The following is a 25029-nucleotide window of genomic DNA, read 5'->3' as shown; positions in this document are numbered from 1 at the left end:
AGAATGGCGCCCCATGGATCACGCCCACCAGCACATCGCCGAGTTCTCCTACGCGGCCGCCTTCATGGTCGGCCTGCTCGGCAGCGGCCATTGCCTCGGCATGTGCGGCGGCCTGGTGTCGGCGTTCTTCATGAAGCTCAAGGCGCGCGGCCCCTGGCCCTACCTCGCCTACCACGGCGCACGCATCTCGATCTACGCCGTGGTCGGCCTCATCGCGGCGTCGATCGGCGCTGTCGTCGTCGCCAGCGGCGGCGTCGGCCTGGCGCAGGGCGTGCTGCAGATCGTCGCGGGGCTGATCGTGATCCTGCTTGGCGTCGACCTGCTCGGCGTCTCGCCGATCCGCAATGCCTACGGCTTCGCGCCGCTGGCCTGGCTGCGCCGGCAGTTCGCCACGGCGACGCAGAAGGGACCGGTCGCGGGCGCCGTGATCGGCGGCGCCATCAACGGCCTCATGCCCTGCTCGATGACCATGGCCATGGCGGTGCAGGCGACCACCGCGCCCAGCCCGCCCGAGGGCATGCTGCTGCTCTTGGCCTTCGGCGCCGGCACGCTGCCGTCGATGCTCTCGGCGTCCTTCCTCTTCGGCAAGCTCGGGCCCGCCTTGCGCGGCTGGCTGCTCAAGGGGGCGGCGCTGTTCGTGATCTTGCTCGGCGCATCGACCTTGTGGCAAGGTGTGCGCTTCTACCTGGTCATGCACAAACTGGTGGCGTGATGCGCATCCTTTCCGTGATCTTCTTCGCCCTGACATGTTCGCCGCTGCTCGCGGCCGAGCTGCCGCCGGGCGACTGCGCGGCACCGAAGGCGGCCACCGATCTCTCGCGCTGCGACTTCACCCGGCGATCTCTTGCGGGCATCGACCTCTCCGGCGCGAAGCTGGCCGGCGCCAAGCTCGAAAGCACCAACCTGAAGAAGGCCAATCTCGCCGGTGCCGACCTGCGCGAAGCCAACGCCAAGTGGGCCAACTTCACCGGCGCCAACCTCGATCGCGCCGACCTGCGCAAAGCCGATCTGTTCCACGCCATCTTCGACGAAGCCCGTCTCGAGGACGCGCAGCTGCAGGGCGCCTATCTCTTCGGCGCCAACCTGATCAATGCCCGTGCCGCCAGGGCCGACTTTTCCGGTGCCTACCTCAAGGACATCCTGATGGAGGGCATCGACCTCACCGGCGCCTCGATCCGCAACTGCTATTCGTTCCGCGGCGTGTTCTCGGGCGCGAAAATGGCCGGCGCCGATCTGTCCGGCGCCGACCTCACGGGCGCGGCGATGGAGGACGTCGATTTCAGCGGGGCGAATCTCAAGGGCACACGCCTGGCCGGCGCGACGCTGCGCCATGCCCGATTCTTCAAGGCCGACCTCGACGGCGCCGAGTTCGCCAATGCCGACGTATGGGATGCCAACTTCGACCAGTCGCTCAATCGCGCTGCCTCGGTGCAGGAGGCGCTGAGCGAGATCTTCGTGGTGCGCGAGCGGCGCTAGGCTTGATTTCGCTCATGCCGCCGGCCGCGGCCTGCGCCTAGAATCGGCCGATGTCCGCAACCCTCGCGCTCGATCCCGCCGCCGCCCCTGGCCGCATTCCCGGCAACAAGGGCATCTGGGTCGGCATCTTCTGCGTGCTGGTCGAGTTCCTGCTGCTGTTCGGCGTCTATTTCATCGCCAAGGCCCACCATCCCGAGGCCTTCCTCAAGGGCCCCAGCCAGCTCGCCACCGTCGCCGGCACGACCATCACCTTCCTGCTGCTCACCAGCGGCTACTGCATGGTCAAGGCCGTCGCCGCGATACGGCAGGACCGCAAGCGTGCGACGCTGGGCTGGGTGGTCGGCGCGATTCTGCTCGGCCTCGGCTACCCACTGGTGAAGTTCTTCGAGATCCGCTGGAATATCGCCAACGGCATCGACGGCCAGGCCGGCATCTTCTACACGACCTACTACTACCTGACGCTCAACCACCTGGTGCATGTGAGCTGGGGCATCCTCGGCCTGGGCTGGGTCGCGGTGCGCACCGGCCTCGGCGTCTATTCGGCCGAGGACTACAGCGGCCTCGAGGCGGCGGCCGTCTATTGGCACACCACCGACGTGATTTGGCTGGTGATCTTTCCCTTCTTCTACGTGCTGCGCTGATGAGCCCGACCTCCGCCGCTCACGCCGAACGCATCTGGCTGCTGCTGCTCGGCCTCACGGCGGCCGGCGCCTGGCTCGGCGAAACCGGAGAGCGCGGCTGGGCGCTGAGCCTGACAGTCGCCTTTCTCATCGCCTTCAAGGGGCGGCTGGTGATCGACCATTACATGGAAATGCGCGACGCCAGCCCCACCATCCGCCGCGTGCTCTACGCCTTCATCGTGGTCGTGCCCGTGCTGGTGCTGCTGAGCCACGGCTTCGGCGACGTCATCGCGCGCGTGACGGCGCGCGTGGTCGGATGAGCTGCTAGCGTCCCTGTGCCGGGGTCGCGGGGAGCCGTGCGAGGACCCTGCCCGATGCGGCGTCGTAGAACCACACGGCGGCGAGCTTGCCGATCAGGTAGCGCTTCTTCAGGGTGAAGTCGACGGGCGCGGCAGAGGTCGCCTTCCAGAAGGTGGTGCTGTCGGAGATGCAGTCCGCACCGAGCCGGCCGGAGAGCGCCATGCGCAGGTCGCCGCCGGCTAGCCGCGCGGCCTCGGCCGCGGGCACGGCGACATCGGCGACGAAGCCGGCGTCGTCGTCCGCATCGTGCGGGTAGAACCCGTAGGGATTGTCGAAGGCGAAGAAGTAATCCGTGCGCCATTGCACGCGGAATTCCTGCGGCGAGCCGATCTTGTCCTCGGCGCGGTAAGTGCCGCGGTCCTCATCGACCGAGGCCAGCGGCAGGTACTTGTAGGTGTAGTAGTCGTCGCCGGCCAGCGCGCGCTCGGGGTGCCAGTTCCAGCCCTCGGTGAGCTGGTTGAAGGCCATGCGGTAGAGGATGCGCAGCCGGCCGCGCGCGGCGTCGTAGGTCGCCTCGAGGCCGGACCTGGCATCGGCGGCGACGGTCAGCGCGACCACATCGCCGGTTGCGCACGGCGCGGCCGCGGCGGCGCGGCGCGCGTACTCGGCCGGCGCCTGCTGCAGTGGCGGCAGGTCGTCCGCCGCCAGCGCGCCCAACGGCGCGAGCAGCAGCCAGACCGCCGCTCGTTTCATGTGCTCAGCGCTTGGTGAAGTCGATCATCACGCCGGCGGGATCGCGCTGGCGGTAGGCGATCTCGACGCCGTCGCCGTAGCGGGCCTGCATCTGCTGCAGCAGCGGGATCGGGTCATGGTCGTTGACGAAGCGCATCACTTCGCCGGCATTGAGCGAATCGAGTGCGCCGAAGATGGCGGCGTGGCGGAAGCGCTTGGCGATGCCGCGCGCGTCGAAGCCGTAGACGCCTTCGGCGTTGGTGTGGTTGTGGACGTGGATGGTGGTCATGATCGGTCTCTCCGTGTGTTCAGGGTCGGCGGATCATAGTTGACGGCATCCCTCGGGTAATTGATCCGGATCAGGTCGCCGCCCTGTCAGTGTTCCTTGCCGTCGACGCGCGGCTGGAGCAGCCAGGGGATGACGCGCCAGCCGAGCAGGCCGAAGCCGGCCGCCCAGAGGGTCGCCGACAGGTGGATCCACATCGGGTAGGCGCCCGGCAGCAGTTGCGGCAGCCCGATGCGGACGAACAGGGCGGCGAGCATCAGCCACAACACCGCTCTGTCGCGCGCATCGAAGGCGGCCTTGCGCCCGGTATGGCCCTTGGCGATGCGGGTGATCATCGCCGGCACGATCAGGCCCATGGCGCCGAAGGTGAACAGGTGGACCTGCACCGTGCCGACCCAGGCGATGGCGCGCACCTGCCCGAGGAATTCGAGCGCCAGCTGGGCGACGATGGCGAGATAGCCGAGATACATGATGCCGATGTCGAGGCGCCGCAGTGCGACCTGTGGCTGCCACAGCATCCAGCGCACGAACAGCAGGGCGGCGAGCAGCAGCGAAGCACCCGCTGCAAGCCACGACGGCAGCCACGGCGCGAAGACCAGCGCCAGTGCCAGCGCCTTGACGGCGTGGTCCAGCGGCGCGACGCGCGGCAGTTCGACCTTGGCCGCGACCCGCATGAACTGCGTCACCGTGCGCTCGAGCATCAGCAGGAAGACCAGCCGGAACAGCGCCAGCGTCATGCCGGTGCCGGCGGCGAAGTGCTCGGGCGAGAGCGTCAGCCACTTGGCCGGCAGGAACAGCGGCAGCGCCAGGAGAAAATAGATGTTGTCGCCGCGGTAGCTGTCCTTCTCGCGGTGGCCGATCAGTGTGGCCAGCAGCAGGGAGACGATGGCGGCGAGGAACAGGAACTGCGACAGATCGAGCAGCGCCGCCGGCCAGGCGCCGCCGAAGAGCATGCCGGCGCGGTCGAACAGCCAGGCGGCGGCGAGGAAGACCAGCGTGCCGCCATGGTAGCCGCGCACGCCCACCCAGTTCTTGGTCGAGGTCAGCAGGAAGCCGCCGAGCACGGCCCAGCCGAAGCCGTAGAACATCTCGTGGGCGTGCCACTGCAGCGGCGGCAGCGGAAGAGTCGGCGCCGGCGACACGGCGCCGGTGAATAGCAGCGCCCAGGCCAGCGGCAGCGTCGCCCCGGCGAGGCAGGCCAGCGCGAAGAAGGGGCGGAAGCCGACGAGCCAGAGCGGATGGGCGGCGAATCTGGCAAGCATCAGGCTGCCTCCCGGCCGGCGCGCTTTCGCGCCGATTGCGTCAGCTGCTCCGTGCCCGGCACGGCGAAGGCGCCCTCGATCCGCATCAGCTCGTCGCGATGAAGGCGGGCGAGGCGGTCTATCGTTCTTTCGCCCTTGCGCGTCAGGTGGATTTCCACTTCGCGGCCGTCGGAGCGCCCGGGGCGGCGTTCGACCAGGCCGAGCTTCTCGCAGCGCGACACCAGCGCGACGACGCCGTGATGCTGGGCCTGCAGCCGCTCGGCCAGTTCGGTAATGGTCGCCCATTCGCGTCCCGCGTAGCCCGCGACGTGGAGCATCAACAGGTATTGCAGATTGGTGACGCCGTTGCTGCGTGTCAGTTGCTCGCTCCAGTGCTGAAAGCGGCGCAGCTGGTAGCGGAAATTCGACAGCGTCTCGAATTCTTCCTTGGCGAAGGGCGGATCTTGCATGCAGTGTCTAACCCAAATGGGGGAGTTGACGAACTATAACATTCGGAAAATAATGTCATGGCGTGATGTAATATTTCATATGGATTTCAAGGAGGAGACCATGGACGCAAGCATCAAAATGCCGGCTCGCGATGCCGACGGTTATCTGGTCGAACCGGCGGAATGGAACGAGGGCGTGGCGGAGAGGCTGGCGCGCGAACTCGACATCGAACTCGCCGACGACCACTGGGACGTGATCCGTTTCATGCGTGGCCTTTACGAGGAACGCCAGGTCGCACCCGACGCGCGCCACGTCATCAAGCATCTCGACCAGCGCTATCCCGGCCAGGGTCGCAAGCGGCTGTTCGAACTCTTCCCCTACGGCTACCCCGGCCAGGCCTGCAAGGTCGCCGGCATGAAGCGCCCGCGCGCCTGGAGCACGGGTTAGAGGGGGCGTCCCTCGCCCGCCTCCTCGTGCGTCCTGCCGTCGCGGATGTGATAAATCCGCTTGAAGGTCGGAATGATCTTTTCGTCGTGGGTGACGACGATGATGGCGGTCTGGTACTGCACCGCCATGTCGTTGAGGATGCGAATGACGGTCAGGGCGCGCTCGGAATCGAGGGGGGCGGTCGGCTCGTCGGCGAGGATGATCGGCGCATGGTTGGCCAGTGAGCGGGCGATGGCGACGCGCTGCTGCTCGCCGCCCGAGAGCTGCGACACCTGCGCGCCGGCGCGGTGGGCCACGTCGAGCGCCGTCAGCAGCTCCAGCGCGCGCTTGCGGGCGGCCGCATTGTCGATGCCGGCCAGCATGGGCAGCAGCGCGACGTTGTCGGTGACGTCGAGGAAGGGAATCAGGTAGGGCGCCTGGAAGACGAAGCCGATGCGGTCGCGGCGCAGCGCGCGCAGGTCGCCGGTGCGCCAGCCGCCATCCTTGCCGTCGTAGATGGTTTCCCCGGAGAGCTGCATGTGCCCGCCGGTCGGCTCGATCACGGCGCCGAGGCACTTCAGCAGCGTTGTCTTGCCCGAGCCGCTGGGGCCGATGAGGCCCACCACCTCGCCGGGCCAGACGGTCATGTCCACACCCTTGAGCGCGTCGACGGCGGCGTCGCCCGTGCCGTAGCGCTTCATGAGGCCTTCGATGCGGATGGCGGGAATGCTCGTCTTATCCACCGATGGCCTCCGCCGGATCGATGGCGAGCGCGGCGCGGATCGCCACGACGCTGGCCAGCGCGCAGATCGCCATGACGATGGCGAAGCCGCGCAGCGCGTCGCCCGGCAGCAGCAGGACGTACTTGGGAAACACCGGCGCCCACAGCCCGGCGGCGAGGCGGCCGACGAAAAAGCCGATCAGGCCCAGCCCCAGCGCCTGCTGCAGGATCATGCCGGCGATGGTGCGGTTCCTCGCGCCGATCAGCTTGAGCACGGCGATCTCGCGTACCTTGGCCAGCGTCATGGTGTAGATGATGAAGGCGACGATGGCGGCGGTGACGACCGAGAGGATGACCAGGAACATGGCGATCTGCCGGGACGAGGTGGCGATCAGCTTGGCCACCAGGATGTCCTCCATCTGCACTTTGGTGTAGGCCTGCAGGCGCTTCCAGCGGCGGATCTCCGCGGCCACCGCTTCGGGATCGGCGTTCGCCTCCAGCCGCACCAGCACGGCATTGACCATGCGGCTCTGCGCGTTGGCGGCCTGCACCGCCTCGAGCAGGCCCGGCACGCCGGGGCGGTTGAAGGCGGGGTTGGCGGCGGTGCGGGCGCGCTCGTTGAGCAGCGCGTCGTTGTCCTTGAGGAACTGGATTTCCTGCGCGTCCTTGAGGGGCACGAAGATCATCGGGTCTCCGCTGGAGGACACCATGCGCCGCGTCAGCCCCACGATCTCGTATTCATGGCGGCGGATGCGCACGCGCTCGCCGAGCTTGAATTTGGCGAGTTCGTCGGCGATCGCTTCGTAGTGTCCGGCAAGCACCGGTCGGCCGGCGGTGAGATAGGCCGGCGCGCCGGGCCGATTGGGACGGTCGACCTCCATGCCGACCACCATCGCCCGCGACTCCTTGCCGGCGTGCTCGATCTGCATCGTCAGGTAGGCCGCGTTGCCGGTCTCGGCCACGCCGGGCAGTCCCGCGATGCCGCGCCAGACGTCGTCGCGGATGCTCGACGGCTCGGCGTACGGCCCCAGCGTTCCCTGTTGCACGACCCAAAGATCGGCGCCGCTGTTGTCGATCAGCACCTGGCCGTCGTCGACCATGCCGCGGTAGATGCCGGCCATGGACAGGGTGACGCCGATCAGCAGGCCGAGCCCGACGCCGGTGAACAGGAATTTGCCCCAGCCATGGAGGATGTCGCGGCCGGCGAGGTTGATCATGCTTCCGCCGGGCCGCCCCAAGGAGGCATGCGCCTCCCTGCGGGGGGCAGTGAGCCGGGCTTGCGAGCGAGTGGGGCCGTCACGGCGCGGCTTTCACCAGCGTGTCGACCACGTTCACCCGCAAGTCCGGCGTGAGCGTCCGGTTGCTATGGACGATGACTGCGTCGCCGGCCGCCAGGCCGTTCAGCACCTGCACCATGCCGTCCGCGGATGCCGGTCCAGTGGAGACGGCGGCAAATCTGGCGCGGCCCTCGACCAGCCGCCACACGCCGTTTTCCGTGCCGACGCGCTTCACGGCCGCCGCTGGCACGGCCAGCGCCTTGGCGGCGGGGGGTAGATGCAGTGTCGCTTCGGCCAGTTCGCCGATGGCCTGGTTGCCCGGTGCTTCGCCGAGACTCACGTTGGCGATGCGTTCCTCGGCCACCGCGTCGCCCACCAGATCGACCCGTTCGACCCGGCCCTTCAGCATCTGGCCGGGGCGCGAACGCAATGCGATGTCGACGGGCAGTCCGACCGCCAGTCCGGCCGAGCGCCCCTGGTCGATGCGCACGCGCAGCCACAGCGTGGCCGGGTCTATGACCTGCACCACCGACTGGCCGGCTACCACAGTCGAGCCCGGCTCGGCCAGCCGGGCGGTGACGATGCCATCGACGGGGCTGACCAGACGCAAATGTGCGCGGCTCTTGCCCAGCCCCGCGAGGTCGGACTGGGCGCGGCGCGCTTCGTCCTTCGCCGCGGCGAGCGCCGCCGCGGCGGCTTCCTGCCCGGCCTGCGCGGCGGCCGCTTCGTGGACCTTGGCGTCGGCCGCTTCCTGGCTGACGAAACTCTTGCGCCGCAGATCGGCGTAGCGTTCGCTGCTGGCCTGGGCGAGGCGGGCGCGGCTGCCCGCTTCGGCGAGCGCGGCCTGTGCCGAGGCGACGAGTTGCCCGGCACGGGCGGCGGTGGCGCTGCCGGCGGCCTGTCGTGCCTCGAGATCGACCGGGTCCATCTCGGCCAACAGCTGGCCCGCCGTGACGGCTTCGCCATGGTCGACGAGCACGGCCGCCACGCGACCGGCCACCGTCGGGCCGATCGCATAGCTGCGCCGCGCCTCGACCGTGCCGATGCCGAACAGCGTGCGATCGAGCGTCGTTTCGCCGGCCTTGGCCACGGTGACCTTGACCCGCGCCAATGGCCCCTGGGTGGCGACCAGCCAGCCGAAACCGGCGAGGAAGAGCAGGGCGGCGAGGCCGAGTGCGAGCGCGCGGCGGGAAGGAAGTTTCATGCGTTCACTCCGCGAAAGCCGTTCAGCAGCAAGGGAAAGATGCGGCGGGCGGCCGACTGCATGCCGGCCTCACCGCGAAACAGCGTGCTTTGTACCACCAGGCCTTGCACCGTGCCGAGAAACAGCACCGCGGCGGCTTCCTCGTCGAGCCTGGCCGGCAGCTGGCCGTGCTCTTTTGCCAGCACCAGCAGCGCGCAGAGCCGCTGACGGTATGCGCCGACCATCTGCCGTACGCGCTCGTGGAATTCCGAATCGACCGGGCGCTGCAATTCGTGAAACAGGATGCGCGGCACGCCGGGATGGCTGGCGACGAAGCCGACATGGGCGAGAAAGACGCGTTCGAGGATGGCGAGCGGCTCGCCGCCGGCCGCGAAGGCCTCGCCGACGACTTCGCCGAGTTCGGCCTGCACCCAGTCGAACACGGCGGCCCACATCGCGGCCTTGTCCGGGAAGTGGCGGAACAGCGCGCCATGGGTGACGCCGATGCGGTCGGCGATGGCTTGCGTCGTGATCGCGTCGGGGCCGTGGTCGCGCGCCAGCTCGACGACGGCGGCGACCACCTCTCGGCGGCGCTCGCCGGCGGGAAGGCGGCGGCGTTTTTCGCTTGCCTCGGGCAGTGATTTTTTATCGTTGGCATCGCTTGAAAAGTAAGTAACTTGTTACTATCCTATCGTCTGTGCCGCCTTCGATCAAGACCATCATGAATCCAAGCCAGTTTCCGGACTTCTTCGCCGCCGCTCCCCCCATCCCGGTTGTCGACCCGCTGGCGGAATTTCTCGGCGCCGCGGCCGGCGGGCTCATCGAATACCGCTACGCCGATGCGGTGCGCCTGGCCGGCCACTCCTGCCCGACGGTGGCGGCCGCCTTCCTGATGACGCGGGCGGCGCTCAAGGCCCTCTACCCCGAGGCGCTGCCCGAGCGCGGCAACCTCCGGGTCGATTTCCGCGAACCGCGCGATGCCGGGGTGACCGGCGTCATGGCGGCGGTCGCCACCCTGATCACCGGCGCCACGGAGGACAGCGGCTTTCGTGGAATCGGCGGTCATTTCAACCGGCGCGACCGGCTGTTCTTTGGTCAGGCGCTCGCCGCCGGCGATGTGCGCTACACCCGCCTCGACGGCGGTGCCGCGGTCGAGGCAGCGGCGCGGCTCGATCGGGTCCCCGGCGATCCGCGCACGTCCCGCCTGATGTCGCTGTGCCTGATCGGAGCGGCCAGCCCGGCGGAGACGAGCGAATTCCGCGAACTCTGGCAGGGGCGCGTGCGCCGCCTGTTGCTCGACCATGCCGACGACCCCGAGGTCATCTGCGTCTTCCCCCAGCCCTGAAAGGAGACTTCAATGAAGCGCTGCAACCTGTTCATCGCCCTGCTGAGCGGAGTGAGCATCGGCGCCGCGATTCCAGCAAAGGCCGCGGAATCGCACGACCATCGACATGAGGCGGCACCCGCCAAACTGCAGCTCAACCAGGGCAAGAAGTGGGCGAGCGACGCAACCCTGCGCCAGGCCATGGCCGCGATGCGTGCCGAACTGGCGGGCAAACTGCATGCGATCCACAAGGGCAGTCTCGCCAGGGAGGACTATGCCGCGCTGGGCAAATCCATCGAAGGGCAGATCGGCGCCATCGTCAGCCAGTGCAAGCTGGAGCCCAAGGCCGACGCCATGCTGCACATCGTCATCGCCGATCTTGCCGGCGCCGCCGAGGTGATGCAGGGCAAGGCTGCCGGCCAACCGGCGGACGCCGCACACCGTGCCGCCTTGGCGTTGAACAGCTACGGCAAGTACTTCGCCCACCCGGGCTGGCAGCCGATCGAGTGATGGCAGAACCCAGGCACGCGGGTTCCTGCGACAACATGTCGCAAGGTCGCCATGCGATCCGGCGCTAGCATTGGTGCAGCGCATTAATGTCCTCGAAAGGAGCTGCATCATGGATCGCCGCGATCTGTTCAAATTCTCGCTCGCCGCCGGCGTCGGCCTCGTCGCCGCCAACAGCCACGCCCAGCAGGCTTGCCCCGCCGATGGCACGCCGGCGCAGTTCATCCCGAAGAAGCCGGCCGACGCCAAGGCCAATGAAAACGACATCGAGAAATACCCGAAATGCCCCTACTGCGGCATGGACCGCAAGCAGTATCACCACTCGCGCATGCTGGTGCAGTACAGCGACGACCTCGCCGACGGCACCTGCTCGCTGCATTGCACGGCGATCAGCCTCGCGCTCAACGTCGACCGCGAGCCGAAGGTACTGTGGGTCGGCGACAATGCGGCGGCCGGCGAGGTGAAGCCGCTGGTGGAGGTCGACAAGGCGACCTTCCTCGTCGGCAGCAAGCTGCCCGGCGTGATGACCGCCAACAGCAAGGTGGCTTATGGCACGGAAGCCGCGGCCAAGGCGGCCCAGGCCGCCAACGGCGGCGAGCTGGTCAAGTTCGACCAGGCGCTGCTCGTAGCCTATACCGACATGTCTAAGGATGTCAGCCGCATCCGCAAGAACCGCGCCGAGCGCCGCAAGAAGATGATGGAGCAGCAGAAGGGCTGATGTGAGAGTGAGGCGCTTTCTTCTTGCGCTGCTGCTCGCCGCCTGGACGGCGCTCGCCGTCGCCCAGGCGCTGCCGCCGAAGCCGGGGCCGAAGCCGGGGCCGAAGGATCTGTGCCCGGTCTGCGGCATGCTGGTGTCGAAATATTCCAACTGGGTCGCGACCATCGTTTACAAGGACGGCCACGTCCACCATTTCGACGGCGCCAAGGACATGTTCAAGTTCTGGTTCGATCCGGCGAAATATGCGGCCGGCCACAAGCGCGAGGACATGGCGGTGATCTGGGTCACCGACTTCTACAACCTGCAGCGCATGGATGCGCGCAAGGCCTGGTACGTCACGGGTTCCGACGTGCTCGGCCCGATGGGCCACGAGTTCGTGCCGCTGGCTTCGAAGGAAGATGCCGCCGATTTCCTGAAGGAACACAAGGGCCGCAAGGTGCTCACCTTCGATCAGGTGACGAAGGACCTGCCGACGAATCTCGACGACGGCAGGTTTTGAGGTTCGCCGTCCCGCCGGAGCCGACTTTTCGGTCGACGGGTTATCATTGCACTCCATGTCAAAACATCCGCCACAAGTCCGCTGCCAAGGTCGCAGCAACTGCTTCGCCTGCGCCCTGCGGCAGGACATGGTCTGCTCCGACGTCACGCTCGAGGATCTGGTCGATTTCCATGCCGGCATCGACGACTTCGACTACGGCCACGGCGCGACGATCTTCGGCATGGGCGTGCCGACCGAGGCGGTCTATTGCATCCGGGCCGGCGCCGTGAAGATGGTGCGCTACGATCCGGCCGGCGGCGAGCACATCGTGCGCGTGCTCAAGGTCGGCGACGTCGCCGGCTTCGAGTCGGCTTTCGCCGACCATTACGAGCACGCAGCCGTTGCCGTCGGCGACGTGCGCGCCTGTCGCATTCCCATCGCCTATTTTCGCCGCTTTGTCGCCCAGCACAGCGCCTTGCAGGCGCGCCTGTTCCAGAAGTCACAGGATGCCCTGCGCGAGGCGGAGGCCTGGCTATCCGAGCTGGTCGGGGGCACCACGCCGGCGCGCACGCGCATGGCGCGGCTGCTGCTGCGCCTGCGCGTCGGCAGCGGCGACCGCATCCACCGCTTCAGCGTGGACGACATGGCGGCGATCATCGGCAGCACGCCCGAGACGGTGAGCCGCATCGTCTCCGAGTTCGTACGCCAGGGCTTCCTGGTCAAAAGCGGCAGCGGCGCCGCCAGCCGCCACTTCCGCGGCGACATCGCCGCGCTGGAGAAAATCTCGCAGGAAGGTTAGCGGCGCGGCAAAAGCGCGCCGCCGGGAACATCAGTGCTTGTGCTGGCTCATGTCGTGGCCGCTCATGCCACCCATGGGCATCGCGGCGGCAGTCGGCTTCATCACCTTGGCGTCGACCTTCTTCGTGCTGCCGTCGTCGAAGGTCAGGGTGATGGGCACGATGTCGCCTTCCTTCATCGCCTTCGGCTCAATCATCATCACGTGCAGGCCGCCGGGCTTGAGTGAAGTCTCGCCCTTGGCCTTCACCTCGATGTCCTTGACCGGGCGCATCTTCATGACGCCGCCTTCGTCGATATGGGTGTGCAGTTCAGTCGCCTTCGAGGCCGGGTTGTCGGCCTTGACCACCTTCACGTCCTTGGTGCCGCCGTTCTTTATCACCATGAAGGCGCCGGTGGTCGTGGCGCCGGGAGGCGCCAGGCGCACGTAGGGATCGACGACGCTGATCGAGTCGGCGGTGCCGGCGGCAAAAGTCGGCGCCGACAGCACGGCGAGCGAGGCGGCGAGAGAAAGGGCGAATCGTTTCATTGCGTTGCTCCTTGAGTTGAAGTGGAAAGCCATTTGCGGATTTCGGTGACGACCTTTTCCGGCGGCGCGGCGTGGGGCAGGGCGCCGACCAGCCGACCGTCGGGGGCGACGACGTAGGTCAGTGCCGAGTGGTCGACGACGTAGTTCGAGGCGCCTGCGAGTTGCTGCTTCGCGTAGCTGGCGCCGTAGCGCCGGGCGACTTCGGCGATCTCGGCCGGCGCGCCGGTGATGCCGATGATGGAGGGATGGAAGAACGCGCCGTACTCCTTGAGGCGGTTCGGCGTGTCGCGTTCCGGGTCGACCGAGATGAAGATCGTCTGCACTTGCGCGAGTTCGGCGGGCGCCAGTCGGCCCAAAGCCTGCGCCGTCGCCGTCAGCGAAGTCGGGCAGATGTCGGGACAGTAGGTATAGCCGAAGTAAACCAGCACCACTTTGCCACGGAAGTCCCTGAGCGAGACAGGGCCGGTGGCCGACTGCAGGGTGAAATCGCCCCCGCTCGGAGTGGCGGCGGGCAGGGCGGCGTGAGGTGCCGTGGCGGTTGGCGGCGCCGGGTTCCAGAGCAGTGCGAGGCCGACGATCGCTGCCGCGAGAACGCCGATCAGGACGAGCAGCATGCGGTTGGACATCAATCGGGCACCGAGTTGAAACGGAAGGGCGCGGCGATGCGCTGCCGCCCCGCCTCGACGATCACCGTCGCCTGCCAGGCCATCTTGCCGGTGACGCAGACCGGCAGCATGGCCTCGGCCCGGAACAGGCCTGGCCCGACGGCGGCGAGTTCGGGCCGGTTGTAACCCATGTTCATGTCCACGCCGGCGAAGTCGACCTCGACCTTGGCAGCCTCCAGTCCGGAGGTTTTCACCTCGACCTGCAGCGGCATGACCATCGGGATCGGTCGTGGCGCGATCGACAGCTCGATGCGGCCGCCGCCGGTCATCGTCGCCGCGCAGGCACGCTTGTGCAGGTCGCAGCCCGCTTCTGAGACGGCACTCACGTCGGCCTTGGGCATGAGCAACGGCGACAGCTTGTAGCCGATCACCGCGATCAGGACGATGCCGAGAATCGCGGCAAGGTCCATCAGGATCTTCTTATTCGGGGTCATGGGAAGGCGCGATTCTTGTGCAGGGAAGCAGCAAGGGACTTGACCCAAGTCAAACCGTTCCCGCACCAAAGGTCATAAAGTCCGCGTCATATTGCCGCAGTGGCATTTTGCCGCATGGCGATTGCAGTTTGAAGTGGCTGCATCGGGTGACGCAAGTCATTGTTTATAAACGGGAGAAAATTATGAAGAAATTTGCAGTGCGGTCCACCTCGCTGCTGCTGGCGGCGGGTCTCGGGCTCGCGGCGGCCGCATCGTGGTCGGCAGAGTCCCTGCAGGACGTGATGAAGCGTCGCAATTTGAGCCAACAGGATCTGCTGGCCGCTTCCAAGACCTACGTCCCCACCGGCAAGCGCGATGACTTCATCGCCTTCAGCTCCGGCGGTCAGTCGGGCCAGATCATCGTCTACGGCATCCCCTCGATGCGCATCCTCAAGTACATCGGCGTGTTCACGCCCGAGCCCTGGCAGGGCTACGGCTTCGACGAAGAGTCGAAGGCCGTGCTGAAACAGGGCCGCATCGACGGCAAGGATATCACCTGGGGCGACACCCACCACCCGGCGATCTCCGAGACCCAGGGCAAGTACGACGGCCAGTATCTGTTCATCAACGACAAGGCCAACCCGCGCCTGGCGGTGCTCGACCTGCGCGACTTCGAGACCAAGCAGATCGTGGTCAACCCGATCTTCAAGTCCGAGCACGGCGGCGCCTTCGTCACCCCGAATACCGAGTACGTGATCGAGGCCGCGCAGTACGCTTCGCCGCTGGAGAACAAGAAGTTCTTCCCGCTCGAAGAGTTCAACGAGAAGTATCGCGGCGGCGTCACCTACTGGAAGTTCGACCGCAAGGAAGGCCGCATCGTCGAGAAAGAGTCCTTCTCGCTCGAACTGCCGCCCTATTCGCAGGACCTTTCCGACGCCGGCAAGGGCCCGTCCGACGGCTGGTCGTTCACCAACTCCTTCTGCTCCGAGCGTTACGTCGGCGGCATCGAGAAGGGTCGTCCGCCGTACGAAGCCGGCTGCTCCGCCAAGGACACCGACTACCTGCACGTGATCAACTGGAAGAAGGCCGCCGAACTGGTCAAGGCCGGCAAGGCCAAGAAGATCAACGGCCACGACGTGCTGATGATGGAAACGGCCATCAAGGAAGGCATCCTCTTCCTGATTCCCGAGCCCAAGTCGCCGCACGGCGTCGATGTCACGCCGGACGGCAAGATGCTGGTCGTCGCCGGCAAGCTCGACACCCACGTGTCCGTGTATTCCTTCGAGAAGATCATGGCCGCCATCAAGGCCGGCAAGTTCGAGTCCAAGGATCCGTACGGCATCCCGGTGCTGAGCATGAAGGACACGTTGCACACCCAGGTGCAACTCGGCCTCGGCCCCCTGCACACGCAGTACGACTCCAAGCCTTGCATCGCATATACCTCCCTGTATGTCGACAGCCAGGTCGCGAAGTGGAACTACTGCGAAGGCAAGGTGCTCGACAAGATCTCCGTCCATTACAACATCGGTCACCTGATGACCATGGAAGGCGATTCCGTCGATCCGAAAGGCCGTTATCTGGTCGCGCTGAACAAGCTGTCGATCGATCGTTTCAATCCGGTGGGTCCGCTGCATCCGCAGAACCACCAGCTGATCGACATCAGCAACGACAAGATGCAGCTCCTCTACGACATGCCGCTGCCGCTGGGCGAGCCGCACTACGTCGTCGCCATCTCGGCCGACAAGCTGAAGCCGGGCGTGCGCTACAAGGTCGGCACCAACAGCCGCACCGACAAGCCGCATCCGGGCCGCGTGGTTGCCGGCGAGGAGAGGACCGTCAAGAAGGGCAACAAGGTCGAGGTCTTCGGCAGCCTGATCCGCTCGCACATCACGCCTGAGACCATCGAGGCCGAAGTGGGCGACGAGATCACCATCAACCTGACCAACCTTGAGCGCGCGCAGGACGAGACCCACGGCTTCACCGTCTCGACCTACAACGTGCATGCCTCGGTCGAGCCGGGCAAGACCGTCCAGCTGAAGTTCAAGGCCGACAAGGAAGGCGTCTATCCCTACTACTGCACCGAGTTCTGCTCCGCTCTCCACCTCGAGATGCAGGGCTACCTCCTGGTGAAGCCGAAGGGCTGGAAGCCGAGCAAGACGACGACGCTGGCCAAGGGTTCCTACACCGAAGCCGACTACAAGGCGACCGTGAAGAAAGTGGCCGACACCCAGGTGATCATCGACTCCGTCGTGGCCTACATCACCAGTGTCAACTACAAGGACTTCCCGGATGTCGTGGCCATGGTCGAAGACGCCTTTGACCAGTTGGGCAAGACCAAGGGCCTGAAAGAGAAGCATGAGGCGTTCGCCGCCAAGAAGGATTGGGAGAATGCCAACCTCTGGGCCGAGCAGATCTGGCAATACCAGGTCAAGACCGCCGACCTCGGGTTGCGCGCCAAGACCTACCTTGAGCAGAATGGTGCCAAGAAGGTCAAGTAAGTTGATCTAGCGCAATGTGTCACGAACGGGGGGCGGAGTAATCTGCCCCCCGTTTTTCTTCTACGAAAGGAATACCCATGAAACTGACCCTGACTCTCGCTGCCACAGCGATGATGTTCTCCGCTTCGGCTTTCGCCCTTGACGGCGCTAAGCTTTTTCAGGAAAAGACCTGCTGGTCCTGCCACGGCAAGGATGCCAAGACCCCCCTCAAGGGCATGCCCTATCCCAAACTCGCCGGCCAGAGTGCAGCCTATGCGGAGGCCCAGATGAAGGACATCAAGAGCGGCGCGCGCAACAACGGCCAGACCGCTGCGATGAAAGGGGTCATGGGGCTCGTCAGCGACGAGGAAATCAAGGCGCTGGCCGACTACCTCTCCAAGCTGAAACCCTGATCGAGCAGCGCTGTCTCATTGATTGACGTCTATCAATGAGCGCTGATATTCCTTCGGGGATAATAAGATATATTGACTTTTGAAGAGGATCACTACATGAAATCACCCACCCTGCTCGTCCTTGCGCTGCTTTCCGCCACCGTTGCCTTCGCCGGCCCGCCTGCCCCGAAGAAGGAAGGCATCGAGGGCAAGGATTACAAATGGAATGCCCAGGAGGGCGAAAAGATCGAAGCCCTGCAGAAGAAGGGTGATCCCAAGGCCGGCAAGGAAGGCTACGAGATTTGCGGCGCCTGCCACCTGCCGTCCGGCGCCGGTCGTACCGATGGCACCTTCCCGCAACTTGCCGGTCAGCACAGCACGGTGCTGATCAAGCAGATGGCCGACATCCGCGCCGGACTGCGCGACAACCCGACCATGTATCCCTTCGCCAAGGAACTGACCGACGCACAGGAACTGGCCAATGTGGCCTCCTATATCAACAGTTTGTGCATTCCGATCGATCATGGCCAATACGAAGGCGCCGATGCCGCCAAGCAGATCGCCATGGGCAAGGACCTGTACGAGAAGCAGTGCAAGGAATGCCACGGTGCCACCGGTGAGGGCAACAAGGAGAAGTTCTATCCCGTCATCGCCGGCCAGCATTACAAGTACCTGCTGCGCCAGATGACCGAGATTCGCGACGGCAAGCGCCGCAACGCCAACCCGGACATGGTGAAGATTATCAAGCCCTACACCAACGACCAGCTGGTGGCGATTTCCGCCTACCAATCCAGCCTGTCCATGCCGGGTTCGATGTGCAAAGCCAAGGCCGGCGGCAAGAAGAAGTAAGCAGAACCGTGCTGTAATGGACCCCGCGCACCGCCCTCGCGGCGCGCGGGCGGTTTCTGCCAGAAAGTCGGCGCTGGCGACGCCCCGAAGGAAGTCCCTTTGGGGGACACGCCGCGTCGATACCGCAATGCTGTTGCGATAGCTCCAGGACAAGAGAGAGCACGATGAACACCCCCAAAAATCCCAATGTCGCTATTGGCGGCCTGACCCTGATCGCGCTGGTCGCCATGATCGCCGCCTTCTTCGCTCCCATCTGGTGGGTGTCGCTGACCGCGCCCAACTACCCGCCGGATGCCTTCCCCGACGGCATCCGCATCCATTTCCATTTCAACGGCGTCTATAACGGCTGCAGTGCGGCCGGCAAGGGCACCCGCATGGCGGGAGAGATCATCCAGAAGGATCTCGGCGCCGAAGACGAGCGCTACAACCCCATCCTCGATGCCAAGAAGAACGTGGACAAGGGTGCCGAGGGCCTCGATTGCGTGCACGAGATGAACACCATCAACCACTACGTCGGCATGTTCCCGATCGCCACCGGCGCCCCGGTCGAGAAGCCGCTGGCCAAGTTCTTCTTCGGCTTTTTCGCCGTGATGCTGGCGGGCTTCGCCTGCACCAAACAGAAATTGCGCCTGACGATCCTCTCGGTGGGTTTTGCCGCCGTGGCGACCTGGGCCATCGTCGATCAGTACGTGCTGGGCCATCTCGCCAGCCATGTCGCGGACTATGTGCGCGAGGCCGGCACCTTCTTCAAGGAGCCGGACAAGATCAAGCACTGGGGCGACAACGTCACCTTCTACACGCACATCGCCATCGCCTTCCTCGTCGTCGCCATGGTGATCGTGGTGCTCGGCGTCTGGAAGATCCGTCAGTTCCAGTTGCTGCTGGCAGCCGTGCCGGCGCTGCTGCCGGTGTTCTTCGTCATCGAATACGCCGGCTGGTTGTGGTTCTTCGGCCACAACATGCACCCCTGGGGCGCTTTCACCGTCAAGCCCTTCATGCCCACGGTGTTCGGCGAAGGCAAGGTGGCGCAGTTCTCGACCTTCTCCTACCCGTACTGGGGTTATGGCCTGCTGCTGGTGACCTTCGTCGCGTTGGCGCTGGCCATCCTGCTGCGCCGCAAGCAGATCCGCGAAGGCACGGTCGAATGAAACCCGTCCGCGCCCTGCTGCCGTTGCTGGCGCTGGGCGTATCGACGCTGCTGGTCGCGGCCGAAACCAGCGGCGAGCTCGGCTGGCGCGGCGGTGACGAAAGCCCGGTAAAGGCGCAGAAGCTCGGCGCGACGGCCGACATGAGCAACGCGCCACGCGTTGAAGTCGACCGGCCGAAGCCGCAATTCATGCTGAACGAGCGCGACAAGCGCGTGCACGGCCTCAAGCCCTTCCAGCAACTGGTCGATGCGGCGCCGGCCGGTTCGGTGCTGAAGCCGCCGCCGGGCACTTATGCCGGCCCCGTGGTGGTCGACAAGCCGCTGACCATCGATGGCGGCGGCAAGGTCACCATCGATTCCGGCGACAAGGGCACGGTGTTCGAGCTCAAGGCGAACGATTCGACCTTGCGCGGCTTGCATCTCACCGGTTCCGGCGACTCGCACGACTCCGACGACAGCTGCCTCGACGTGCGCGGCCACCGCGCCACCATCGAGAATCTCGTCGTCGACAACTGCCTGTTCGGCATCGACCTCAAACAGTCCAACGACAGCGTCGTGCGCGGCAACCGCATCCGCTCCAAGCCTTTCGACCTCGGCGTCCGCGGCGACGGCCTGCGCCTGTGGTACAGCCACCGCAACCTGATCGAGAACAACGAGGTGATCGATACCCGCGACATGGTGGCGTGGTACTCCAACGACAACATCTTCCGCGGCAACGTCGGCAAGCGCAGCCGCTACTCCATCCATTTCATGTTCGCCAACAACAACATCGTCGAGAACAACCGCTTCTACGACAATGCCGTCGGCATTTACTTCATGTACATGGAAGGCGGCGCCGCCCGCAACAACGTGATTTCGCACGCCACCGGCGCGGCCGGCATGGCCTTCGGCTTCAAGGAGTCGAGCAACATCGAGATCTCGGGCAACGAGATCATCTATTGCGCCGTCGGCGTCGGCTCCGACCTGTCGCCGTTCCAGCCCGACACCACCATCCGCTTCAACGGCAACCGCTTCGCCTACAACGGCATCGCCGTGCAGCTCACCTCCGAACTCGGCGGCAACATCCTCAAGGACAACGTCTTCGAGGGCAACATCACCGACGTCTTCCAGGGCGGCCGCGGCAGCGGCGACAAGAACACCTGGATCGGCAATTACTTCGACACCTACCAAGGCTTCGACCGCGACGGCGACGGTATCGGCGACACGCCGCACGAGAATTTCGCCTATGCCGATCAGCTCTGGATGGAAATTCCAGCGGCGCGCTTCTTCAAGAACTCGCCGGTGCTCGAATTGCTCGACTTCCTCGAGCGTCTGGCGCCGTTCTCGACACCCGAGCTGCAACTGCGGGACAAGACGCCGCGCTTCAACAAGCCGGAGGCAAGACACGCATGAGCGACGAAGAACAGCTTCCCGACGACTCCGCTGCGCCGGATTCTCCGTCCCCGGCCGCCGCCAAGAAGGTTCCCGAAGGCGACCCGAAGGTAGTGCAGGGCAAGCACAGCGCTGGCGGTGGCGGCACGCCGCCGCTGTCGAAAGAGCGCCGGCAGCAGGCGCGCCGTCGCGTGCTGCGCACCATCCTGCTTACCGGCGGCGTCATGGGCGCGGCCCTGTCGGGCTTCCTGCCGCTGGTCTACGCGCAGAAGCAGCGCCTGCGACCGCCCGGCGCGCTCGATGAAAAGGACTTTCTCTCCAGCTGCATCAAGTGCGGCCAGTGCGTGCAGGTTTGCCCGGTGTCGGCGATCAAGCTCGCCGACCTCGTCGACGGCTTCGGTGTCGGGACGCCTTACATCGACGCACGATCTCAGGCCTGCGACTTCTCCTGCGACGCCGTGCAGTGCATCCTCGCCTGTCCGACCGGCTCGCTGACCTACCACAAGCCGGAATTCCTCTCGGTGCGCGCCGGTGCGGCGCTGGCGGCCAAGCCCATCCTGCTGGCCAAGGAAAAAGACGCCGAACCGACGCTCAACCTCAACGAACGCATCGGCGTCGCGCGCCTGACGCGGCCCGAGGCCTGCCTCGCCATCCAGGGCAAGGGCTTCAAGGGGCAGGCGCGCGGCTCAAACTTCAAGGGCCGCATGCGCTACATGTCGGTCAACCGCTGGAAGCCGATCAAGATCACCGAGCATCCCTACGACGTCGCCGAGTGCGACCTCTGCGCGCGCGAGTGCCCGGTCAAGGGCGCCATCTCCATCGAGACGGTGTTCGCGCCCGACGGCAGCAAGCGCAAATCGCCGGTGGTGCATGAACCCTGCGTCGGTTGCGGAGTCTGCGAAATGATCTGCCCGGTCGAGTCGGCCGCCATCGAAATCGTTCCGCGCGAGGTGTGGAAAACATGAATCAGGTACTGAAGCGCCGCTTCCGCGATCAGATCATGGTCATGTTCGGTCGCGAGCCGAAGAAGCCCGAGCAGATTACAGAGCGGGCTCAGCAGGTGCATAAGCTCAAGCGCGTGACCAACAAGGCCGATCTGAACGCGGCGAAGGAGCACATGCGCGCTCATCAGGAACACTCAACCAAGTGGCGCAACCGGCGCTGGGCGACGCTGATCATTGCCAACCTGCTATTCGTGATCTCGTACTATTTCGACGTCCAGATGCTCGAGGGCGCGCTGACCGCCTCGCGCTTCGTCGGCTTTCACCTGATCGACCTCAACTCGGCGCTGCAGGTGATGCTGGCGCACAAGCACATTATCAACAACCTGCTGATCGGGACGGGAACGGTGCTGGTGCTGTGGGTGCTGCTCGGCGGGCGCACCTTCTGCTCCTGGGTCTGCCCCTACCACCTGCTGGCGGAGTGGGCGGAGAAGCTGCACCTCTACCTCGTCAAGAAGAAGCTGGTCACCGACCAGACCATCGACCGCCGCCTGCGCAGCGTGTTCTGGCTGGTCTTCGCCGTGCTCGCCATTGCCACCGGCTACACGGTGTTCGAGGCGATCTCGCCCACCGGCATCCTCTCTCGCGCCCTGATCTACGGACCGGGCGTGGCGCTGCTGTGGGTTCTGGCGCTGCTGGTGTTCGAGGTGTTCTTCTCCAAGCGCGCCTGGTGCCGCTATGCCTGCCCCATCGGCCTGACCTACGGCGTCGTCGGCATCCTCTCGCCGGTGCGCATCAAGTACAAGCTCGACGGCTGCTTCCACGAAGGCGACTGCCGCAAGGTCTGCCTGGTGCCGCATGTGCTGGACACGGTGATCAAGGGCCGCGCCGTCGACGTCGAGGTACCGATCGGCCCCGACTGCACGCGCTGCGGCCTCTGCGTCGACACCTGCCCGACGGGCTCATTGACCTTCGAAGTGAAGGGTCTTTCCAAACTGCTCTGAATCAAACCGCGGTGGGGCGGATGCCCGTAAAATCCGCTCCACCATGATTCGATTCCACAACGTCGCCAAGACCTTCCGCCGCGCCCGCGTGCTCGACGGCATCGACCTCGAGATCGGGCTGGGGGAGCGCGTCGCGCTGATCGGCTCCAACGGCGCCGGCAAGACCACGCTGATCCGCTGCCTGCTCGGCGAATACACCCACGACGGCAGCGTCACCATCGAGGGCCAGTCGCCGCGGAGCGAACGCACCACGGTTCTCGGCAAGATCGGCTTCGTGCCGCAACTGCCGCCGCCGCTCAGGATGCCGGTCGGCCAGCTGATCCACTTTTCCGCCTCGCTCTGCCGCAGCGATCCGCAGCGCATCCTCGACCTGGCCAAACGTCTCGGCCTCGACGTCGATAGCGTGATGTCGCGCCAGTTCGTGCGGCTCTCCGGCGGCATGAAGCAGAAGCTCCTGATCGCCATCGCGCTCGGTCGCTCGGCCCGCGTGCTGGTGCTCGACGAGCCCGCCGCCAACCTCGATCCCGAGGCGCGCAAGATCTTCTTCGAACTGCTGGCCGAGCGCGCAGAATCGGCGACGATGCTCATTTCCAGTCACCGCCTCAACGAGGTGTCGACGCTGGTCAACCGCGTGGTCGAACTCGACATGGGCAAGGTGGTGCTCGACGATCGTGTCGCCGACGATGTCTCGCTCACGGGCAAGCTCGACTGCCGCATATCGGTCAAGCGTCCCGAACCGGCCTTCGCCAAGGCCATGGCCAGCTGGAACTTCACCGATCTCGGCGACGGCCTCGACTGGACCGGCAAGGTGGCCGGTCCCGACCGTCTGCGCTTCATGGGCATGGCCTCGCGCTACGTCGCCGTCATCGACCATATATCGCTGACCGAGGTCGAAGGCTGATGGATCGCCGCCGCTTCATCGCCGCCGGCGGCGGCGTGGCACTGGCACCGCTGGTGGCGGCGCTCTCCGCCTGTTCCGGCCGCGGCGACTGGCCCGAGGGCATGCAGGAAATCAAGTGGGATCGCGACACCTGTGTCCGCTGCAGCATGGTGATCTCCGACCGCCGCTTCGCCGCCGAGATGCGGGGCGGCCCGAAGAACACCGTGTTCAAGTTCGACGACATCGGTTGCGCCGTGTTCTGGCTGCGCGACAAGGCTGCCAACTATCCGTGGATGGCCGAGCCGGCGACGCGGCTCTGGGTCGCCGACGTGAACAACCGCGGCAACGAGTTGCGCTGGCACGATGCGCGCAAGGTTCAATACTTCGGCAAGGTCTCGCCGATGGGCTACAACTTCGGCGCCGTGGCGCTGCCGCAGGCCGGATCGACCGATTTCACCGACATGAGCCGGCATGTCCTGGCCAAGGGAAAGTAAGCAATGAAGCAACTGTGGCTCACCGCCAAGCTCGACATCGTGGAAAGCCTGCGGGCGCGCTGGTTCCAGATCTACACCCTGGTATTCGGCGGCATCGTCGCGCTGCTGTTCCTGTTCGGGCTGACCGAATCGCGCGTGCTCGGCTTCATCGGCCTGTCGCGCCTGCTCGTCACCTACATCCAGCTCACCATGGCGATCCTGCCGATCTTCGTCCTGATCACCACCGTGCGCTCGGTCGCCGGCGACCGCGAGGCCGGCGTGTTCGAGTACCTGCTGTCGCTGCCGGTGTCGCTCGCGGCCTGGTTCTGGGGCAAGATCCTCGGTCGCTACATCGTCATCTTCGTTCCGGTGTTCGCCGCCATGCTCGGCGCCGTGCTCTACGCGGTGGTCGCCGGCATCGAGGTGCCGTGGGGCATGTTCGGCTACTACACGGCCCTGCTCGCCGTGATGGCCGCCTGCTTCCTCGGCATCGGCATGCTGATCTCGGCCGTGGCCCGCAGCACCGACGTCGCCCAGGGCGCGGCCTTCCTCGTCTGGCTCACGCTGCTCCTGTTCCTCGACCTGATCCTCCTCGGCGTCATGATCCAGGGCAAGGTGGCGCCCGAGGTGGCCGTCACCATCGCCCTGGCCAACCCGCTGCAGGTCTTCCGCACGGCGGCGCTGGCACTGTTCGATCCGCAGCTGATCGTGCTCGGCCCCTCGGCCTTCGTCATCCTCGATCTCTTCGGCGCACTCGGCTACAAGATATTCGCCCTCGCCTATCCGGCCGCGATCGGCGTCGGCGCCGCGACGCTGGGTTACTTCCTGTTCCGTCGCGGGGATCTGCCTTGAGGCCGCTGCTCGCCCTGTTGCCCCTGCTCGCGCTGCTTGCCGCGAGCGGCGTGCATGCCGAGAGCGCGGTGAATGCCGAGCCGCTGTTCGTCGCGACCCTGGCCGATCTCGACGACAAGCCCGCCGTGATGGCCGCCTACAAGGGCAAGCCGCTGATCGTGAACTTCTGGGCGCGCTGGTGCGCGCCATGCCGCGAGGAGATCCCCGAACTGATCAAGGCCCGTGTCAGGTACAAGGCGCGCGGCCTCGAGGTCATCGGCATCGGCATCGAGGACAAGGCCGAGGCGGTGCGCGAATTCGCCAAGGCCTACGAAATGGACTATGCGATCGTGCTGGCCAAGGACAAAGGCCTGCCGCTGATGCAGGCGCTCGGCAACACCCGCGCCGGCCTGCCCTTCACCGTGGCGATCGACCGCAAGGGCAACGTCGTCGCGATGAAGCTCGGCGTCATGAGGAAGGCCGATATCGAAGCCGCCGCCGAGGCGGCGCTCAAGTAACCCCG

32 protein-coding genes are annotated in these 25029 nt (G+C 65.8%); 21 read left to right on the top strand and 11 right to left on the bottom strand.

What is annotated here, in order from left to right; all coding sequences use genetic code 11:
• Nucleotides 1-13: 13 nt before the first annotated feature.
• The 4 genes from EJE94_RS13625 to EJE94_RS13610 are packed head-to-tail and all read left to right on the top strand — an operon-like array spanning nt 14 to nt 2416.
• Nucleotides 14-712, top strand: coding sequence for a sulfite exporter TauE/SafE family protein (locus EJE94_RS13625; protein ID WP_121242993.1), 699 nt, complete (start codon nt 14-16; stop codon nt 710-712).
• Complete coding sequence (locus EJE94_RS14990; protein ID WP_121242991.1) at nt 712-1476, top strand: pentapeptide repeat-containing protein; 765 nt, start codon at nt 712-714, stop codon at nt 1474-1476. The genes EJE94_RS13625 and EJE94_RS14990 overlap by 1 nt, the downstream gene beginning before the upstream one ends.
• Before the next feature lie 50 nt (nt 1477-1526).
• Nucleotides 1527-2117 (top strand): cytochrome c oxidase subunit 3 family protein, encoded by a 591-nt coding sequence (locus EJE94_RS13615; RefSeq protein WP_121242987.1) that lies wholly within the window; start codon nt 1527-1529, stop codon nt 2115-2117.
• Nucleotides 2117-2416, top strand: coding sequence for a cytochrome C oxidase subunit IV family protein (locus EJE94_RS13610; protein ID WP_121242985.1), 300 nt, complete (start codon nt 2117-2119; stop codon nt 2414-2416). Before EJE94_RS13615 ends, EJE94_RS13610 begins: the two co-directional genes overlap by 1 nt.
• A gap of 4 nt (nt 2417-2420) precedes the next feature.
• Here the strand turns inward: EJE94_RS13610 and EJE94_RS13605 are convergent, their stop codons facing one another.
• The 4 genes from EJE94_RS13605 to EJE94_RS13590 all read right to left on the bottom strand — a co-directional run bounded on the left by EJE94_RS13605 (nt 2421) and on the right by EJE94_RS13590 (nt 5125).
• Nucleotides 2421-3149, bottom strand: a complete 729-nt coding sequence (locus tag EJE94_RS13605) for a hypothetical protein (RefSeq protein ID WP_121242983.1) — start codon at nt 3147-3149, stop codon at nt 2421-2423.
• Between the two features lie 4 nt (nt 3150-3153).
• Nucleotides 3154-3417 (bottom strand): DUF2249 domain-containing protein, encoded by a 264-nt coding sequence (locus EJE94_RS13600; RefSeq protein ID WP_121242981.1) that lies wholly within the window; start codon nt 3415-3417, stop codon nt 3154-3156.
• 86 nt (nt 3418-3503) lie between these two features.
• Nucleotides 3504-4676: an NnrS family protein gene (locus EJE94_RS13595; RefSeq protein WP_121242979.1), complete on the bottom strand. Its 1173-nt coding sequence runs from the start codon at nt 4674-4676 to the stop codon at nt 3504-3506.
• A complete protein-coding gene (locus EJE94_RS13590) occupies nt 4676-5125 on the bottom strand; it encodes a MarR family winged helix-turn-helix transcriptional regulator (protein ID WP_121242977.1) in 450 nt (149 codons plus the stop codon). The genes EJE94_RS13595 and EJE94_RS13590 overlap by 1 nt, the downstream gene beginning before the upstream one ends.
• A gap of 100 nt (nt 5126-5225) precedes the next feature.
• Here EJE94_RS13590 and EJE94_RS13585 point away from each other — a divergent pair, with 100 nt between their 5' ends.
• Complete coding sequence (locus EJE94_RS13585) at nt 5226-5552, top strand: TusE/DsrC/DsvC family sulfur relay protein (protein ID WP_243642622.1); 327 nt, start codon at nt 5226-5228, stop codon at nt 5550-5552.
• Here EJE94_RS13585 and EJE94_RS13580 read toward each other — a convergent pair.
• The 4 genes from EJE94_RS13580 to EJE94_RS13565 all read right to left on the bottom strand — a co-directional run bounded on the left by EJE94_RS13580 (nt 5549) and on the right by EJE94_RS13565 (nt 9293).
• Nucleotides 5549-6232 carry an ABC transporter ATP-binding protein gene (locus EJE94_RS13580; protein WP_121243200.1) on the bottom strand — a complete coding sequence of 228 codons (684 nt, stop codon included), beginning with the start codon at nt 6230-6232 and terminating at the stop codon, nt 5549-5551. The two genes, EJE94_RS13585 and EJE94_RS13580, sit on opposite strands and share 4 nt — an antisense overlap.
• A gap of 34 nt (nt 6233-6266) precedes the next feature.
• Complete coding sequence (locus EJE94_RS13575; protein ID WP_121242975.1) at nt 6267-7469, bottom strand: ABC transporter permease; 1203 nt, start codon at nt 7467-7469, stop codon at nt 6267-6269.
• A gap of 79 nt (nt 7470-7548) precedes the next feature.
• The gene (locus tag EJE94_RS13570; protein WP_121242973.1) at nt 7549-8733 is read right to left on the bottom strand and encodes an efflux RND transporter periplasmic adaptor subunit; all 1185 of its coding nucleotides are present in this window, start codon (nt 8731-8733) and stop codon (nt 7549-7551) included.
• Nucleotides 8730-9293 carry a TetR/AcrR family transcriptional regulator gene (locus EJE94_RS13565; RefSeq protein ID WP_165904846.1) on the bottom strand — a complete coding sequence of 188 codons (564 nt, stop codon included), beginning with the start codon at nt 9291-9293 and terminating at the stop codon, nt 8730-8732. Before EJE94_RS13565 ends, EJE94_RS13570 begins: the two co-directional genes overlap by 4 nt.
• 140 nt (nt 9294-9433) lie before the next feature.
• On the opposite strand from EJE94_RS13565, the gene EJE94_RS13560 reads away from it, so the two are divergent.
• The 5 genes from EJE94_RS13560 to EJE94_RS13540 all read left to right on the top strand — a co-directional run bounded on the left by EJE94_RS13560 (nt 9434) and on the right by EJE94_RS13540 (nt 12538).
• Complete coding sequence (locus tag EJE94_RS13560) at nt 9434-10057, top strand: hypothetical protein (RefSeq protein ID WP_121243198.1); 624 nt, start codon at nt 9434-9436, stop codon at nt 10055-10057.
• 12 nt (nt 10058-10069) lie between these two features.
• Nucleotides 10070-10546: a hypothetical protein gene (locus tag EJE94_RS13555; RefSeq protein WP_243642621.1), complete on the top strand. Its 477-nt coding sequence runs from the start codon at nt 10070-10072 to the stop codon at nt 10544-10546.
• 109 nt (nt 10547-10655) lie between these two features.
• Complete coding sequence (locus tag EJE94_RS13550; RefSeq protein ID WP_121242969.1) at nt 10656-11261, top strand: nitrous oxide reductase accessory protein NosL; 606 nt, start codon at nt 10656-10658, stop codon at nt 11259-11261.
• A gap of 7 nt (nt 11262-11268) precedes the next feature.
• The gene (locus EJE94_RS13545) at nt 11269-11760 is read left to right on the top strand and encodes a nitrous oxide reductase accessory protein NosL (RefSeq protein WP_121242967.1); all 492 of its coding nucleotides are present in this window, start codon (nt 11269-11271) and stop codon (nt 11758-11760) included.
• A 55-nt stretch (nt 11761-11815) separates the two neighbouring features.
• The gene (locus EJE94_RS13540) at nt 11816-12538 is read left to right on the top strand and encodes a Crp/Fnr family transcriptional regulator (protein ID WP_121242965.1); all 723 of its coding nucleotides are present in this window, start codon (nt 11816-11818) and stop codon (nt 12536-12538) included.
• A gap of 30 nt (nt 12539-12568) precedes the next feature.
• Here EJE94_RS13540 and EJE94_RS13535 read toward each other — a convergent pair whose 3' ends face one another.
• Genes EJE94_RS13535 through EJE94_RS13525 form a run of 3 tightly spaced genes read right to left on the bottom strand, consistent with a single transcriptional unit; the run spans nt 12569 to nt 14162 of the window.
• A complete protein-coding gene (locus tag EJE94_RS13535) occupies nt 12569-13063 on the bottom strand; it encodes a copper chaperone PCu(A)C (RefSeq protein ID WP_165904845.1) in 495 nt (164 codons plus the stop codon).
• On the bottom strand, nt 13060-13689 hold the full coding sequence (locus tag EJE94_RS13530) for an SCO family protein (RefSeq protein WP_121242961.1): 630 nt from the start codon (nt 13687-13689) through the stop codon (nt 13060-13062). Before EJE94_RS13530 ends, EJE94_RS13535 begins: the two co-directional genes overlap by 4 nt.
• Entirely contained in the window at nt 13689-14162 is a 474-nt protein-coding gene (locus tag EJE94_RS13525; RefSeq protein ID WP_243642620.1) for a hypothetical protein, read from the bottom strand. The genes EJE94_RS13530 and EJE94_RS13525 overlap by 1 nt, the downstream gene beginning before the upstream one ends.
• Before the next feature lie 182 nt (nt 14163-14344).
• On the opposite strand from EJE94_RS13525, the gene nosZ reads away from it, so the two are divergent.
• The 11 genes from nosZ to EJE94_RS13470 all read left to right on the top strand — a co-directional run bounded on the left by nosZ (nt 14345) and on the right by EJE94_RS13470 (nt 25024).
• The gene (gene nosZ / locus EJE94_RS13520; protein WP_121242959.1) at nt 14345-16639 is read left to right on the top strand and encodes a Sec-dependent nitrous-oxide reductase; all 2295 of its coding nucleotides are present in this window, start codon (nt 14345-14347) and stop codon (nt 16637-16639) included.
• Nucleotides 16640-16716: 77 nt separating this feature from the next.
• Nucleotides 16717-17031, top strand: coding sequence for a c-type cytochrome (locus tag EJE94_RS13515; protein WP_121242957.1), 315 nt, complete (start codon nt 16717-16719; stop codon nt 17029-17031).
• A 96-nt stretch (nt 17032-17127) separates the two neighbouring features.
• The gene (locus EJE94_RS13510) at nt 17128-17859 is read left to right on the top strand and encodes a c-type cytochrome (RefSeq protein WP_121242955.1); all 732 of its coding nucleotides are present in this window, start codon (nt 17128-17130) and stop codon (nt 17857-17859) included.
• 164 nt (nt 17860-18023) lie between these two features.
• A complete protein-coding gene (locus EJE94_RS13505; RefSeq protein ID WP_121242953.1) occupies nt 18024-19007 on the top strand; it encodes a hypothetical protein in 984 nt (327 codons plus the stop codon).
• The gene (gene nosD / locus EJE94_RS13500; RefSeq protein ID WP_121242951.1) at nt 19004-20398 is read left to right on the top strand and encodes a nitrous oxide reductase family maturation protein NosD; all 1395 of its coding nucleotides are present in this window, start codon (nt 19004-19006) and stop codon (nt 20396-20398) included. Before EJE94_RS13505 ends, nosD begins: the two co-directional genes overlap by 4 nt.
• On the top strand, nt 20395-21342 hold the full coding sequence (locus tag EJE94_RS13495) for a 4Fe-4S dicluster domain-containing protein (protein ID WP_121242949.1): 948 nt from the start codon (nt 20395-20397) through the stop codon (nt 21340-21342). Before nosD ends, EJE94_RS13495 begins: the two co-directional genes overlap by 4 nt.
• Entirely contained in the window at nt 21339-22322 is a 984-nt protein-coding gene (locus EJE94_RS13490) for a NapH/MauN family ferredoxin-type protein (RefSeq protein ID WP_121242947.1), read from the top strand. Before EJE94_RS13495 ends, EJE94_RS13490 begins: the two co-directional genes overlap by 4 nt.
• A gap of 43 nt (nt 22323-22365) precedes the next feature.
• Complete coding sequence (locus EJE94_RS13485) at nt 22366-23223, top strand: ABC transporter ATP-binding protein (protein WP_121242945.1); 858 nt, start codon at nt 22366-22368, stop codon at nt 23221-23223.
• Nucleotides 23223-23696 carry a hypothetical protein gene (locus EJE94_RS13480; protein WP_121242943.1) on the top strand — a complete coding sequence of 158 codons (474 nt, stop codon included), beginning with the start codon at nt 23223-23225 and terminating at the stop codon, nt 23694-23696. The genes EJE94_RS13485 and EJE94_RS13480 overlap by 1 nt, the downstream gene beginning before the upstream one ends.
• Nucleotides 23697-23699: 3 nt before the next feature.
• Nucleotides 23700-24527 carry an ABC transporter permease gene (locus tag EJE94_RS13475; protein WP_121242941.1) on the top strand — a complete coding sequence of 276 codons (828 nt, stop codon included), beginning with the start codon at nt 23700-23702 and terminating at the stop codon, nt 24525-24527.
• The gene (locus EJE94_RS13470; protein WP_207855975.1) at nt 24524-25024 is read left to right on the top strand and encodes a TlpA family protein disulfide reductase; all 501 of its coding nucleotides are present in this window, start codon (nt 24524-24526) and stop codon (nt 25022-25024) included. The genes EJE94_RS13475 and EJE94_RS13470 overlap by 4 nt, the downstream gene beginning before the upstream one ends.
• The last annotated feature ends 5 nt before the right edge of the window (nt 25025-25029 follow it).

The sequence above is a fragment of the Sulfurisoma sediminicola genome (genome assembly GCF_003865015.1).
GTDB lineage: Bacteria > Pseudomonadota > Gammaproteobacteria > Burkholderiales > Rhodocyclaceae > Sulfurisoma > Sulfurisoma sediminicola.
Note: the sequence above shows the minus strand (reverse complement) of the source record. Positions and strands in the feature narration are given on the sequence as shown.

Coding starts and splice junctions, on each gene's coding strand:
- EJE94_RS13610 (WP_121242985.1), top strand. CDS start 2,117: ATGAGCCCGACCTCCGCCGCTCACGCCGAACGCATCTGGCTGCTGCTG.
- EJE94_RS13580 (WP_121243200.1), bottom strand. CDS start 6,232: ATGAAGCGCTACGGCACGGGCGACGCCGCCGTCGACGCGCTCAAGGGT.
- EJE94_RS13490 (WP_121242947.1), top strand. CDS start 21,339: ATGAATCAGGTACTGAAGCGCCGCTTCCGCGATCAGATCATGGTCATG.
- nosD (WP_121242951.1), top strand. CDS start 19,004: ATGAAACCCGTCCGCGCCCTGCTGCCGTTGCTGGCGCTGGGCGTATCG.
- EJE94_RS13495 (WP_121242949.1), top strand. CDS start 20,395: ATGAGCGACGAAGAACAGCTTCCCGACGACTCCGCTGCGCCGGATTCT.
- EJE94_RS14990 (WP_121242991.1), top strand. CDS start 712: ATGCGCATCCTTTCCGTGATCTTCTTCGCCCTGACATGTTCGCCGCTG.
- EJE94_RS13615 (WP_121242987.1), top strand. CDS start 1,527: ATGTCCGCAACCCTCGCGCTCGATCCCGCCGCCGCCCCTGGCCGCATT.
- EJE94_RS13600 (WP_121242981.1), bottom strand. CDS start 3,417: ATGACCACCATCCACGTCCACAACCACACCAACGCCGAAGGCGTCTAC.
- EJE94_RS13505 (WP_121242953.1), top strand. CDS start 18,024: ATGAACACCCCCAAAAATCCCAATGTCGCTATTGGCGGCCTGACCCTG.
- EJE94_RS13555 (WP_243642621.1), top strand. CDS start 10,070: ATGAAGCGCTGCAACCTGTTCATCGCCCTGCTGAGCGGAGTGAGCATC.
- nosZ (WP_121242959.1), top strand. CDS start 14,345: ATGAAGAAATTTGCAGTGCGGTCCACCTCGCTGCTGCTGGCGGCGGGT.
- EJE94_RS13485 (WP_121242945.1), top strand. CDS start 22,366: ATGATTCGATTCCACAACGTCGCCAAGACCTTCCGCCGCGCCCGCGTG.
- EJE94_RS13575 (WP_121242975.1), bottom strand. CDS start 7,469: ATGATCAACCTCGCCGGCCGCGACATCCTCCATGGCTGGGGCAAATTC.
- EJE94_RS13540 (WP_121242965.1), top strand. CDS start 11,816: ATGTCAAAACATCCGCCACAAGTCCGCTGCCAAGGTCGCAGCAACTGC.
- EJE94_RS13585 (WP_243642622.1), top strand. CDS start 5,226: ATGGACGCAAGCATCAAAATGCCGGCTCGCGATGCCGACGGTTATCTG.
- EJE94_RS13570 (WP_121242973.1), bottom strand. CDS start 8,733: ATGAAACTTCCTTCCCGCCGCGCGCTCGCACTCGGCCTCGCCGCCCTG.
- EJE94_RS13590 (WP_121242977.1), bottom strand. CDS start 5,125: ATGCAAGATCCGCCCTTCGCCAAGGAAGAATTCGAGACGCTGTCGAAT.
- EJE94_RS13550 (WP_121242969.1), top strand. CDS start 10,656: ATGGATCGCCGCGATCTGTTCAAATTCTCGCTCGCCGCCGGCGTCGGC.
- EJE94_RS13535 (WP_165904845.1), bottom strand. CDS start 13,063: ATGAAACGATTCGCCCTTTCTCTCGCCGCCTCGCTCGCCGTGCTGTCG.
- EJE94_RS13625 (WP_121242993.1), top strand. CDS start 14: ATGGATCACGCCCACCAGCACATCGCCGAGTTCTCCTACGCGGCCGCC.
- EJE94_RS13515 (WP_121242957.1), top strand. CDS start 16,717: ATGAAACTGACCCTGACTCTCGCTGCCACAGCGATGATGTTCTCCGCT.
- EJE94_RS13480 (WP_121242943.1), top strand. CDS start 23,223: ATGGATCGCCGCCGCTTCATCGCCGCCGGCGGCGGCGTGGCACTGGCA.
- EJE94_RS13530 (WP_121242961.1), bottom strand. CDS start 13,689: ATGTCCAACCGCATGCTGCTCGTCCTGATCGGCGTTCTCGCGGCAGCG.
- EJE94_RS13475 (WP_121242941.1), top strand. CDS start 23,700: ATGAAGCAACTGTGGCTCACCGCCAAGCTCGACATCGTGGAAAGCCTG.
- EJE94_RS13595 (WP_121242979.1), bottom strand. CDS start 4,676: ATGCTTGCCAGATTCGCCGCCCATCCGCTCTGGCTCGTCGGCTTCCGC.
- EJE94_RS13510 (WP_121242955.1), top strand. CDS start 17,128: ATGAAATCACCCACCCTGCTCGTCCTTGCGCTGCTTTCCGCCACCGTT.
- EJE94_RS13525 (WP_243642620.1), bottom strand. CDS start 14,162: ATGACCCCGAATAAGAAGATCCTGATGGACCTTGCCGCGATTCTCGGC.
- EJE94_RS13560 (WP_121243198.1), top strand. CDS start 9,434: ATGAATCCAAGCCAGTTTCCGGACTTCTTCGCCGCCGCTCCCCCCATC.
- EJE94_RS13605 (WP_121242983.1), bottom strand. CDS start 3,149: ATGAAACGAGCGGCGGTCTGGCTGCTGCTCGCGCCGTTGGGCGCGCTG.